This is a genomic window from Flavobacterium sp. HJJ (genome assembly GCF_015351475.1).
GTDB lineage: Bacteria > Bacteroidota > Bacteroidia > Flavobacteriales > Flavobacteriaceae > Flavobacterium > Flavobacterium marginilacus.
This window is the reverse complement of the sequence record NZ_JADKPR010000011.1, coordinates 124,774-138,099: the sequence shown is the minus strand read 5'-3', so window position 1 is coordinate 138,099 and position 13,326 is coordinate 124,774. Positions and strand designations below refer to the sequence as shown.

Here is a 13,326-nt window from a genome sequence, read left to right as displayed (position 1 = left end):
ACCTGTTAGGATACGTGCTACTTCATCACCTGAACCCAAAATCCTTTAGTTCTAGCCAAAAACGTATTATCATACATCGCCTCACATTGCAATCCCGGCAAATAATACGTTCCCAAATAAGAGGCATTCAACAGTATTCTGAAAGTTTTCATTTCACCGGCTTTCAATCCAAAATAGAAATTAGTTCTATCGTCCCTGATATCAATATAATCGGCAACATTATTGGTAGCATCACCGTAGTCCGTAAAACGGGTATTTACAATTTCGAATCCCGAAGGCAAAATCTGAGACAACGCCACATTTTCGACGTGTTCGTTCTTTTGATTTCGAACTGTAACCTCAGCAACGAACTCGGTTCCCTGATTAATTTTCGATACATTGATAACTCCGCCTTTTCTATTTTTGAAAACAATGGAAGCCGAAACGTTACTTTGTACCGCATTTTCCTGCCCGATTGGAAGAATTCCGGTGTTCAGTAATCGGACGAACAATCTATTTTTTCTGTTGTTTTTTAAGGTTACACTGTTTAGTCCCGCTGTAACAGTCAAACTTCTGTCGACGATGGTTTTCATCGTTTTAATTGCCTGCATTTTTCCATCTTTTCCAAACTGAACATCGATTCCTTTGGCACCATTACTCATTGAAAATTTAGCCATCGAATACAAACAATAAGCCGTAGTCTGCGTGCTCATCCATTGGTCGCTAGACATAACTTTGGCTAATTTTATCGCCATTGCAAATGCATTTTGCTTTTGCCCAAGCAAAAGCATCGTTTCTAGAGCCATCGCCCGATTTCTGTCGGCTGAACCATAATAGTAATAGTTGTAATTTGAATCGTCTTCTATTTTACTATTTAAAAACAATGTCTGACCTGCCGATTTTTGTCCGGCCAACACATAAGCCACCGCCAAACGCAATTTACTTTCGTTCGAAATACCTTTCGTCTCGCGCAATCTGTTCATCGAAGCCAAATCAGGAACTCCTGCCAAAGCTAATGTATATAAACGATAGGCCTGCGCCAAATCATTTCCGTAACTCGGCATAAATCGCCATTGCTTGGCTTCTTTTTGTTGGTACGAAATCCATTTGGTTTTAAAATTAATTGGCAAAAAGTATCCTTTTTTCTCCGCTTCAATCATAAAGTGGCCGGCATAGGAAGTGCCCCAATCATCAGCAACGGTTCCCCCTTGCCAATATGAAATTCCACCGTTTGACAGCTGAAAACTTCCAAGCCTAGTAATTCCGGCAGTAATATTTTTTTGAATTAAACCTTTGCGCATGGCATCCAAATCGGCAATATCATTCAGATACAATTGCGGAAAAACAGACGATGTCGTTTGCTCGACACAACCGTGGGGATACTGAATGAGATACTGTAATCGTCCGTTCAAATTGATGGTCGGCATTGACGAAATTTCCAATTTGGCCTTATTGCTTCCCGCAACGCCAAATGGTTTCCAAGAAATAGTTTTGGAACTGTTTGGTTCTAAAATCACATCGGTAAATGTATTGGTCACCGGATTCGGGTTGGTCATATCGATTTCTACATCATAAACCGATTTTTCCTTACCCGAAGTGGCCACAATCTGCACTTTCCCGATTCCGGTTGAAGAACCGACAGCCAAATTAAAATAAGCCATTTTTTCATCCGGCTGTGCAAATGATACTCTTTGCACCGCACTGCCAATAACTTTTAATCCGTTATTGGTTTTAACCTGAACCGTAACATTCTTGATGTTTTTTTCCATTCCAAAAACCGTAACCGGAATCGTCACTTTTTCCGAAGGGGAAATTTTTCTTGGCAATGAAGCCAAAACCATCAACGGACTACGGACAGGGGTTGCTTTTTCGGCACTTCCATAAGCACTCGTAGTCGCATCTCCGGCCACCACCATCGTTTTTACAGAACCGATGTATTTCGGCAATTTTATTTGATGCGTTTTGATTTGTCCTTTTTCCAATTTAAAAGGCCCCATATAAATCACAACAGGCTTAAATCGGTTGGCTTTTTTGGCTTTTCCGCCACCCAAATCCTGATCACCTCCAATGCTGAAAACCTGATTCACTCTTCCGCCGTAAGCCCCAATCACATCATCATAAATGTCCCAAGTTTTGACACCCAAAGCTTCTCGGACATAAAAACTGTCCCAAGCATTTGGCGCTTTAAAACGGGTTAAATCCAATAACCCTTCGTCAACAATCGCAATGGTATAAGTCATTTCCCTACCGGATTGTTCGCTCACTTTTAGCGCAAATGACTGCTCAGGGCGCAATACATCAGGCATCGTTAATTTTGGGGTAAGTATCGTGTTTTTGTCCACCACTTCAATAGGCACAATTCCATACATTCTGATAGGAGAATCGTTCTTGGTCGAAGCGTGCGGTTGCAAAAGCGTAATATTGAAATACACATTCGGTGCCATCGAAGCCGTAATCGGAATGGTCACTTTCGTCTCTCCTTTTTGGGTCTTCGCCCAAAGAGTTTGCACTACTTTTGAGCCATTTTCGATAGAGATAAAAGCACGTCCTCCTTCACTCGACGGGAACGAAATTTGGGCATTTTCACCAACGGCATACTTTTCTTTATCTGTAGAAAAAACTAACATATTAGCCGTTGAAGCATCAGTGTTTTTCGTTTTTCCCGACCAAACCGGCCAATCAATGTTTACTGTCAAAGCTGTTGCGTGTCCGCCAACCTCATCCGAAACCCGAATCAAATAACGGCCCCATTCTTCATCAGTCAATGCAAACCGTACTGCCCCTCTTCCGTTGGCATCGGTATTTACTCTAAAGGTTTTATACGAAGTCGTCGCATTATCCGAATTATAATTGGACAAATTATCGCTTGATGCATCCCACCACCAACGCCATTCTACCTTATAGATTTTCACTTCAAGATTTTTAACCGACTTTGGTCGTCCGTTTTCATCAACGGTAACAATATCAAACTGATTCACTTTACGGGTTTCGAGCATCCCGTATTTGCTGAGTTCCGGCGATTTAATCCCCACATAAGTATTGAACGGGGAATAGGCTGTCGAAATAACATCGGTACTGAAATCGCCACCTTCCTCATACACTTTTGTGATAAACGAAGCTTTCAGCATACCCGGTGAAACTCCCTGTATTTTGGGGTTTATAGCCGTACTTGCTTTTCCGTTGGCATCCAATTTACCCGAAAAAACAGTAATTTCCTCAGTACTAAATTGGCGCACCAAATCATCAAAAGTAAATTTTTCGAAATTCTTAAAAGTTGTTGTTTGTGGCGAAAACTTAGCCTGCATTTCGACATTCAAATTTTTGGCCACAGCCCCGTGAAGCCACGTCACTTCTAGATTACTTGTATTTGGATACGAAGACGAAAGCATCGCTCTTTTGAAAGTATTTTTAATTTTCAAACGATTCGGTTTGATGGTTTCAATTTTGATGCTTTTGTAAAACTTGGCACCGCCGACACTGACCATCGCTTCCCAATTTCCGGTTGGAGCATCAGCTTCTGTGGGAACAGTAAAAGCATAGTGATTCCATTCATTCATTTTTTGAACCGTCTGATATGTGACTTTTCCATTGGGATCACTCAATCTGAATTTAATCGGATGTCCCAACGGAAGTTTATTCGAAGCATCATTCAAAATAAAGGACAAATACAAATTATCTCCCGGTCTCCAAACCCCTCGTTCTCCATAAATAAAACCTTTGAGACCTTTTTGCAAAGTTTCACCGGACACATTAAAATTACTCACCGACAATGAATTTCCGTCATCCAATCGAACATAAGTTGACTGCGTTCCATAAGTGACAATCGCAAAATAGGCAAATGTATCCAACTGAAAACTTGCAATCCCTTCACTGCTAGTCGCTACCGTTGCTAATTTTTGTTGTTGGAAACTGTACAAATCCACTCTTGCATTGGCAATCGGTTCGGTTGTAATGATGTTGCTTACCGCAAATAAATACGATTTGTTTTCGCCTCTTTTAGCAATAACCCCAACATCGGATGCCAAAATATTAGTTCCGATTCTCGCATTGTAATAATAGGAATTCGTGCAAGGATCTTGGCTTTCCCTCCAATCATAATCTTCATAATAGTAATCATCGTAGGCATTTTGACTATAATTCACGTCTTTCTCATCGACTTCTTCTTCCTCATTTTCACTGTCATCAGCTTCTGAATTTTGACATTTGTATAAAGAATAGGCTTTTTTATAAGAGAACTCTACTCTGTAAATCGCACCCGGTTCCGGAGTTATAATTTTGGATAAATCCAAAGCAAAAGTGTTCCATTTACTTGAATTGACTAAATTCCCTTCGTTAAGAGTAAGCGTTGATTTTGCAATTGGCTGACCCACTCTTTTCAGATTTCTGGTACCGTTTAATTCGTTATCCTGCAAAAATTGGAGAATGTTATTTTTGTAAATCTTAAACACTTTTACATCGACAGCCCGAAGATTTACCGCTTCAAAATTGAGTTTTAAATTGCTCGAACTTGGCAGAATTGTTCCGTTTTTGATGAAACGAACGTTCGGTTTTATTTCGTCAAATGAAATTTTCTCCGAATAATTTTCATTTAGCTTTTTGCCATACTCGCTTTCGATCCCTTGAAAAACTTCCAACAGTAATTCTCCCGAAAGTTTTTGTGAAATGACAGCAACAGGCTCAGGTTCTGCAACCGTAACAACTTCTTCAGGTTCTGCAACCGAAGCCGTGTCCTGAGGAACACTAGCTGAATCAACTGCAACAGTCGATGTTTCGGTTACAGCCACGGCTTCAGGAGCCACTTCAACCGATTTTTCAGGGGCTTTTTCATTGTTAAAATAAACCTTCAACACATTTCCTTGGGTAGAAAACTTTAAATTATTGGTGTTTTGAATTGCCACCAAACCTTTGAAATCCTGCCCTTTTTCCAACGGTTCCGAAAAATTGATCGACAACATTTGGTTATTTCCCTCCTGCAATTCGGTTTTTAAAACTTTGAATTCATTCAGAGCCGTAATCGGGAAATCGACAGTTCCTTTTTGGTCCATATCATAATCAGTCCCGTCAAAATTAATTTCAAGATTGCTTGGAGAGTCCAACCGCTGAATACTGTCAATTCTGAATTTAAATTCTTTACCAACTGTATTCGATTTCTCAAAAATCAGATGCAAATCTTTTCCATTATGCTCCGCTTCCACCAACTTTTTGGCGGTTTCAAAATCCATATTATCTGCGGTTTTCAACACACAATTCAAATATTGATATTCTTTGCTGTAGGACTGAACATCGAGTGTATTGACAATAAAATCCTGCTTAATGGTTTTTATCGTGAAATTGAAATTAGAAAGTTCTTTATTCTTTTTGGTCACTTTCGGATTCAATTTGTCCAAATGCAAAATCACCTGATATTCCGTACCCGAATCCAACTTTTTTTCGGGGATAAAAGCAATCGTATTGCTCGAAAGTGCCACGACTTTTCCGTCAACACTTGGAGAAATATCAAATAAATCGCTATCCAAAGTCTGATTGACTTTCCAATTATTATTATCAAAAGCCAAAACCACACGAATATCCGATTGCGCCGAGACGATTCCCCCCGTAAAACTGACTATATACTCTTTAAATAATGAAAAATCGGAATTAAAATCGGAGGCTGATTTTCGGCCACACGCCTGAAACAAAAAAAACACACAAAACACGTAAATTAATCCTTTTGTTTTCACTTTTATCTAGAGTTAATGGGTTACGAACGAAGACTATGACAACGGCTCACAGTTAAAAATCATAACTGCAAAACCGGTACAATATTGTAGTAAATGTATATAATTTTAAGAAGAAATTTCTTTGCGCGAAAATTATTTTTTAGAGGTGCTTTTTAAAGATAATTTTACTGCATCATGCATAATATAAACATACTAAACCTTGGTTTTTTCTTGCAAAGACGCGAAGACGCAAAGTCATAATGGGATTTCTTTGCGTCTTCGCGCCTTTGCGAGAATTATATTTAGAAAAAACTTAGCAAGAAATCTTTAATCTCGTTTTGCTAAAAGTTTTACTTCCTTCTCTCAGCGAAAAACCTTTTCATCAATTCCGAAGCCTCATCAGCCATAACTCCGCTAACGACAACAGTTTTGGGATGCAGTTTGGTTCCCTTTTTCACATAACCACGGTGATCGTCGCTTGCACCATAAACAATTTTGGTAATTTGGCTCCAATATAAAGCACCGGCACACATTTGGCAGGGTTCCAACGTAACGTAAAGCGTGCAGTCTTTCAGGTATTTTCCCCCGAGATAATTCGCCGATGCGGTTATGGCCTGCATTTCGGCGTGGGCGGTAACGTCATTGAGCAATTCGGTTAAATTATGGCTTCGGGCAATAACAGTGTTATTCACCACAACAACAGCACCCACGGGAATTTCGCCTTTCTCAAAAGCCATTTCAGCTTCCTGCAAAGCTTTCTTCATAAAATACTCGTCGGTGAAAATGTTTATCATGAATTTTTTAAAAAAACTACAATTTGAAATTTTTAGGATGTACAATCTTTTTTCTGGCTTCTTCAGTGGTATAACCAACTTCTCCCGCATCCGAAAGCTTGATTATATCATCCAAATGATTTTTATATGCTGTGGCTGTTAATCGTTTCCCATCTGTCGAATAGGTATAAATATCATTATTCTTAAGAATATTTCTACGTTGTACTTCTACATTCATACTGTCCTGATTTACTTCAAAGTTATAAATATTCTTGAGTGAAAATATTTATCATAAAACAAAAATACGCTTTTAAATCAATTTTTATTACTTTTAAAATCATAAACACAGCATATGGAAAGAAAATATAAAATCACAATTCCCGAACCTTGCCAAGAGGATTGGAATAAAATGACACCAAATAAAAATGGTCGTTTTTGCGGTAGCTGTTCCAAAAATGTTGTTGATTTTACCAATAAATTACCCGAAGAAATTCAAGCTTATTTTCTGCAACATACCAACGTTTGCGGAAGATTTAAAAAATCACAATTGGATTCTTTAACTATTCAAATCCCAAATCAGATATTATTTTCACAAACACAATATCACAAAATGTTTTTATTGGCTTTATTTGTAGCAATGGGAACGACTTTATTTAGCTGTGCCGATAAAAACGGAAACAAGCAAAAGATTGAAAAAATCGAAGTCGTTGAAGACTCTTTCGAAGTAAAAGGCACTATCACTAAAGAACCGACACCTAATAAGAAAAAGACTTTAAATAATACACAAATTAAACCTCAAATTAAAAAATCGATCACTACCACAACCAAAACTAGTGCAACTGAAATTCCTATTATTTATGAAGACAATACAATATATGGAGGCATCGGATTTAGTATATATCCTGAATACCTTGGAGGAATAAAAAACTTCAATAAATACATCAAAGAAAATTTTAATTTTTCAAAAAAATCAAAACATCTAAATGACACATTGATTGCTACTTTTGTCATTGCGAAAAACGGCAAATTAGATTCAATAAATGTCTCAAAGGATTTAGGATTCGGTACAAAAGAAGAACTCATAAGAATATTAAGCGACTCAAAAAAATGGTATCCTGGTGAAGAAAATGGAAAAAAAAAGAATTGCAAATTTCAATTATTTGTTACAATCAAATCGGACACTATTAAAAAATCTTTTTTTAGAACCAAAATTATCCCCAAGATTGACACTATCAAGCTTGAACGAATTTCCAAATTTAAAAATGATTAATCTAAGTTTTAAAACTCTAGTACCCTAAATTCAAATCATAAGATACACTTCTCCCTCCACCTTTTGGAATTAAAATACTTTTTTCGGTCAAATCCTGCAAATCTCTTGTGGCGGTTGCTCTTGAGGTTTTTGTGATGGAAACATATTTTATGGCTGTCATGCCTCCTTCAAAACCGGAAACTCCGTTTTCAAACATTTTCAAAACGGCCTTTGCTTGTCTTTCGTTCATCTGACTTTTGAACTTGTCCATAAATTTGGTTTTGCTCAGTGTGAAAAGTACTGTTTGTTTCGCACTTTTTTGAGATTCTAAAATCAATGTGGAAAAATATAAAATCCAATCCGTAATTTTGAGGGTTCGTTGCGCCTGTTTCAGGGATTCGTAGTAACCCTTTTTATTTTGTTCGATAATGCTTGAAATACTCATTAATACAGGTCGGTTCAAAGACTCCGAAAGGCATTTTTCGGCAATAGCCCTGCCAATTCTTCCGTTTCCGTCTTCAAAAGGGTGAATACTTTCAAAATAAAGATGCGATATCGAAGTTTTGATCAGTGCATTTTTAATGTCAGTAGGCTTTATTTCAAAATCATTATACCAATTAATGAATTTCTTCATTTCGGCAGGAACATCATTGGAAGACGGTGCTTCAAAATGAATAATTTCTTTACCAAAAGAACCAGAAACAATCTGCATAGGTTCACTTCCTGATCTATACTCTCCTACGCTAATATGCTTAGAAAATTCCATAAGAGTGGCATGCCAATCTTTAATGGTACTCTCGGTCAATTTTTCAGCATAGGAATTACGAACCTGTACCATCAGTTTTCCGACACCTTGGGCATTTTTGTCCCTAATTTGACTAATAGCATCAGTAATGCCTAAATTTTTCTTGATGGAGGACATTACATCTTGTCTGCTATAAAATTCCCCTTCTATCTCCGAAGTTTTAATCGCCTCCGCAATCATAAACTGCAAAATGGTTTCCTGCTGAATCGCACCTGACAATGAATCTACAAGTCCTTTTAATTCGCCTGTTTCTAATGCAAAATCCACACATAACAAGTCCAAAACGGAATCGTTAAATATAAATTTAGGCCAATTCGGAAGTTGCCAATTGTAGTTCATGAGGCAATTAAATAGATTATTCGCCTCAAATATAGTAATTTTTTGAGGCGATTAGCTAAAATAATTGCCTCATTTTCTTTTTAGCCACGAATTCACGAATTAATTATACTTTTTATAATTGAAAATAATACGAATCACAATCAGAATTAAAATTTGTGCCATCAAAAAGCTTAGAATTTATTTCATTCGTGAATTCGTGGCCACAAAACTTTAAATTTAAAACCGTAAATTCGCTTTTTTAATAATAATGAAAAGCAACTTACTCGAACATATCTACTCCCCAACCGATTTACGCCAGCTTGACGAAGCGCAACTTCCGCAATTGGCTCAGGAATTGAGGGATTTTATCATCAATATTGTTGCCACCAAAGAAGGTCATCTTGGCGCCAGTCTCGGTGTGGTTGAATTGACTATTGCTTTACATTATGTTTTCAATACTCCGGAAGATTTATTGGTTTGGGATGTGGGACATCAAGCCTACGGACATAAAATCTTGACCGAGAGAAGAACCATTTTTCATACCAACCGCCAATTGAACGGCATTTCGGGTTTTCCGAGACGAAGCGAAAGTATTTACGACACTTTTGGCGTAGGCCACTCTTCCACTTCCATTTCAGCAGTTTTAGGAATGGCGATTGCTTCGAATTTGAAAAGAGATTTCGAGAAACAACATGTAGCGGTTATTGGTGATGCTTCAATTGCCTCAGGAATGGCATTTGAAGGACTGAATCACGCCGGAGTTACCGATGCCAATTTATTGGTGATTCTCAATGACAACGCCATCGGAATTGATCCGAGCGTTGGTGCTCTCAAAAAATACCTCACTTCGGTAAAAGAAGGAAAAAATCCGAAGCAGAATAATATGATTCGGTCACTGAATTTCAATTATTCGGGACCAATTGATGGAAATGATATTTTTGCAGTAATAAAAGAACTGAAACGCCTGCAAAAAATAAAAGGTCCAAAATTCTTGCACCTTATCACCACCAAAGGCAAAGGCCTTCAACAGGCCGAAGAAAATCAGGTGAAGTATCATGCTCCAGGCAAATTTGACGCCACAACAGGAGAAATTATTCCGAAACACGAAGAACATTTACCTCCGAAATATCAGGATGTTTTTGGTTTAACCATTTTGGATTTGGCCAAAAAGAACGAAAAAATCGTCGGAATCACGCCGGCCATGCCTTCTGGCAGTTCGTTGAAATTCATGATGGACGCTTTCCCGAAACGTGCCTTTGATGTTGGAATTGCAGAACAGCACGCCGTAACATTATCCGCCGGAATGGCCACACAGGGAATGATTGTGTATTGCAATATTTATTCTACTTTCCTACAACGCGCCTACGATCAGGTGATACACGATGTGGCTTTACAAAATTTACCCGTTATTTTTTGCTTGGACAGAGCCGGTTTGGTTGGCGAAGACGGCGCGACGCATCACGGCGTTTTCGACTTGGCATATTTACGATGCATTCCCAACATGATTGTTTACGCGCCGCTAAATGAAATTGAACTGCAAAACATTTTATACACCGCACAATTAGGATTGAGACATCCTATTGCTATTCGTTATCCACGAGGCAGAGGCGTTATCAGTGATTGGAAGAATCTACATTTTGGCAAATATCAACAAATTGAAATAGGAAAGGCTAAAATTTTAAAAAGTGGCACAAAAATTGCTGTATTATCAGCCGGTGCAATTGGCAACAATGTTACTTTGGCTTTGTCCAAAATAAAGCATCGGGAGAAATTTGCTCATTATGATTTTGCTTTTGTCAAACCATTGGATGAAAACGAACTGCATACCATTTTTGATCAATTCGAAACCATTATAACCATTGAAGATGGCGTAACTAAAGGTGGTTTCGGAAGCGCAATTCTGGAATTTGCAGCAATGTATCATTATTCTTCCAAAATAAAGGTTTTGGGAATTCCAGATATCTTTATCGAACAAGGATCAATTGATGAGTTGCAACAATATTGCAGTATTTCCGTTGATAGTTTAGAAATAGTTTTCTCAAGTTGTTGAAATTAATTAATTTGCGCCACAAAATACCACTATCCTACTATGACCACTTTAACTAAATTTTTTATAGTCTTATTTCTGTTTTTTTCCACACACAGTTTTACTCAAATCAAAATAGTTACTAGTGTTGCTGACACTACCAATGTAAAACCTAAAAAAAACATCTCACCGTCTACAGCCATCATTACGGCCATACCCGACACTATTTCCAATTGGACAAACAAAACCATATTGGGCACAGATATTTCAGAAATGGCATTTGTCAACTGGAGTGCTGGGGGAACAAGCGCTATAACAGGCTTAATAAGAGGTCAATTAAAAAGAGATTATAAAGATGATAATCAAGTTTGGGCCAATGAACTTATTTTCAGATATGGAATGAACAAACAAGAAGGAACTGAACTTAGAAAAACAGATGATGTTTTTAAACTCAATTCTACTTATGGATATAGATATAACCCCAATTCGAATTGGTATCACTCAGCAAAATTCAACTTCAACACCCAATTTACCAACGGTTATAAGTATCCAAATACCACAAATCCAATATCGAGACCATTTGCCCCTGCTTATATTTTCTTGGGAGCAGGATCAGAATACATTCTTAAAAAAGAGAAATTAAATCTTTATCTATCACCTTTAACTTTAAAAAGCACGCTTGTCCTCGACCAAACCTTAGCGGATCAAGGTGCATATGGTGTAAAAAAAGCTGTTTATGATGCACAAGGAATTTTAATCGAAAATGGACAGCGCTCCAAAACAGAGCTTGGTATCTTGGCAACCTGTTCTTTTGAAAGAGAAATTTTCAACAATATTTACCTAAAAAACCGCTTAATCTTATACACGGATTACCTTCATAATTTTGGCAATATTGATGTTGATTGGCAGGCTTTGGCCGATTTAAAAGTAAATGACTATGTAAAAGCAAACATTGGCTTCAATTTAGTTTATGATGAAGATATCGATGTCATTAAAGAAGAAAATGGCGTTAAAATTAACGAAGGACCTAAAGTACAGCTAAAACAAGTACTGGGAATCGGATTGGAATATGCTTTTTAAAACAAAAGAGAACCTAAAATGGCTCTCTTCTGCCTTTATAAAAACTATAAAACTTTAATAAGCGTTGATTGTTCTATAAAACAACAAGGCATTTCCATCTGTCAGCATTGAAACGAAATGGCAGATATGAAGCAGTCTTTCATATAGATTTTCTTTCTCCAAATGATGTTTTTCAGGCAGCATTTTCAATATCAGATTGTCATAATTAGACATTTTTCCTTCGTACTTATTATTGAAAGCCGTTACAAATTTATCCAACAGCGTTTGAATAATCTGGTATCCGACTATTTCCTTTTCCACCACTTCGCGGCTCTGATAAATATTCTTGATACTAATCTTAATAATATCATCCATCTGAGCCTTATATTTGCTTTTATCGGTCAAGGCAAAAGGAAATTCTCCGTTCATGATAGCTTCTTCATTTTCGATAAAAACTTTTACCGCATCATTGATTAAACTTCCGATTGCCAAAGCACGCAGATAACTGATTCGGTCTTCCTTGGTTTCCAATGTTTTGTACTTTGAAGTATCAATGCTGTCTTTTACCAATTTGATTAAATATTCTAAAGCAAAATCCTCAGAAACCAAACCTAAATTGATTCCATCTTCAAAATCAATTATCGTGTAACAGATATCATCGGCAGCTTCTACAAGATACGCAAGCGGATGTCTTTCAAAACCAATATCATCTCCTGTTTTATTGGGAATCATACCCATTTCGGAAGCGACTTCCTGAAAGAATATTTTATCGGTTTGAAAAAATCCGTATTTTTTATCGGCTATGTTTTTGGTAGGTTTTTTGGGCAGACTTTCTTTTGGGTATTTCATAAAAGCGCCAAGAGTGGCGTAAGAAAGCCTGATTCCGCCATCAACGCCGGGACGCGAACTGTTCAATACCGAAAATCCATTGGCATTTCCTTCAAAATCTATTAAATCCTGCCATTCCTTGACAGACAATTGCTCTTTATACTTTAATCCTTTTCCAATCGAAAAATATTCACCAATAGCTTTTTCTCCCGAATGCCCAAAAGGCGGATTCCCGATATCGTGAGCCAAAGATGCCGCTGCCACTATAGCTCCAAAATCATTCATCTGGTAACCGTGAACTTCCTGTAAATATGGGTATTTTTCAAGTATTTTTTTCCCAACTAATCGCCCCAAGGAACGCCCGACTACCGAAACCTCCAAACTGTGTGTCAATCGGGTATGTACAAAATCGGTTTTGGAAAGCGGAATCACTTGTGTTTTGTCCTGTAAACTTCTAAAAGCAGAGGAAAATATGATTCGGTCATAATCGACTTCAAAGCCTAAACGGGTTTCGTCCTGCTCGATTCTAAGCCTTTTGCCTGTGTCTCCCTGTCTTTTTAGTGATAATAATTGCTCCCAGTTCATTGTGA

8 protein-coding genes are annotated in these 13,326 nt (G+C 37.6%); 3 read left to right on the top strand and 5 right to left on the bottom strand.

The genetic code is table 11. The features are described 5' to 3' along the window. Positions 1 to 17 precede the first annotated feature (17 nt). The 3 genes from IRZ80_RS10770 to IRZ80_RS10760 form a co-directional block, all read right to left on the bottom strand. Complete coding sequence (locus tag IRZ80_RS10770) at positions 18 to 5,699, bottom strand: alpha-2-macroglobulin family protein (protein ID WP_194641569.1); 5,682 nt, start codon at positions 5,697 to 5,699, stop codon at positions 18 to 20. Positions 5,700 to 6,028: 329 nt separating this feature from the next. After that, positions 6,029 to 6,472 (bottom strand): nucleoside deaminase, encoded by a 444-nt coding sequence (locus IRZ80_RS10765; RefSeq protein ID WP_194641568.1) that lies wholly within the window; start codon positions 6,470 to 6,472, stop codon positions 6,029 to 6,031. Between the two features lie 16 nt (positions 6,473 to 6,488). Further along, complete coding sequence (locus IRZ80_RS10760) at positions 6,489 to 6,689, bottom strand: hypothetical protein (protein ID WP_194641567.1); 201 nt, start codon at positions 6,687 to 6,689, stop codon at positions 6,489 to 6,491. Positions 6,690 to 6,803: 114 nt separating this feature from the next. Between IRZ80_RS10760 and IRZ80_RS10755 the strand changes: the two genes are divergently transcribed. Beyond that, a complete protein-coding gene (locus IRZ80_RS10755; RefSeq protein ID WP_194641566.1) occupies positions 6,804 to 7,721 on the top strand; it encodes a hypothetical protein in 918 nt (305 codons plus the stop codon). Positions 7,722 to 7,737: 16 nt separating this feature from the next. Here the strand turns inward: IRZ80_RS10755 and IRZ80_RS10750 are convergent, their stop codons facing one another. Beyond that, complete coding sequence (locus IRZ80_RS10750; protein WP_194641565.1) at positions 7,738 to 8,844, bottom strand: Fic family protein; 1,107 nt, start codon at positions 8,842 to 8,844, stop codon at positions 7,738 to 7,740. Positions 8,845 to 9,091: 247 nt separating this feature from the next. Between IRZ80_RS10750 and IRZ80_RS10745 the strand changes: the two genes are divergently transcribed. Beyond that, complete coding sequence (locus IRZ80_RS10745; RefSeq protein WP_194641564.1) at positions 9,092 to 10,873, top strand: 1-deoxy-D-xylulose-5-phosphate synthase; 1,782 nt, start codon at positions 9,092 to 9,094, stop codon at positions 10,871 to 10,873. 39 nt (positions 10,874 to 10,912) lie between these two features. Continuing rightward, positions 10,913 to 11,929 carry a DUF3078 domain-containing protein gene (locus IRZ80_RS10740; RefSeq protein ID WP_194641563.1) on the top strand — a complete coding sequence of 339 codons (1,017 nt, stop codon included), beginning with the start codon at positions 10,913 to 10,915 and terminating at the stop codon, positions 11,927 to 11,929. A 54-nt stretch (positions 11,930 to 11,983) separates the two neighbouring features. Here the strand turns inward: IRZ80_RS10740 and dgt are convergent, their stop codons facing one another. Beyond that, positions 11,984 to 13,321, bottom strand: a complete 1,338-nt coding sequence (gene dgt, locus IRZ80_RS10735) for a dGTP triphosphohydrolase (protein ID WP_194641587.1) — start codon at positions 13,319 to 13,321, stop codon at positions 11,984 to 11,986. Positions 13,322 to 13,326: the final 5 nt, after the last annotated feature.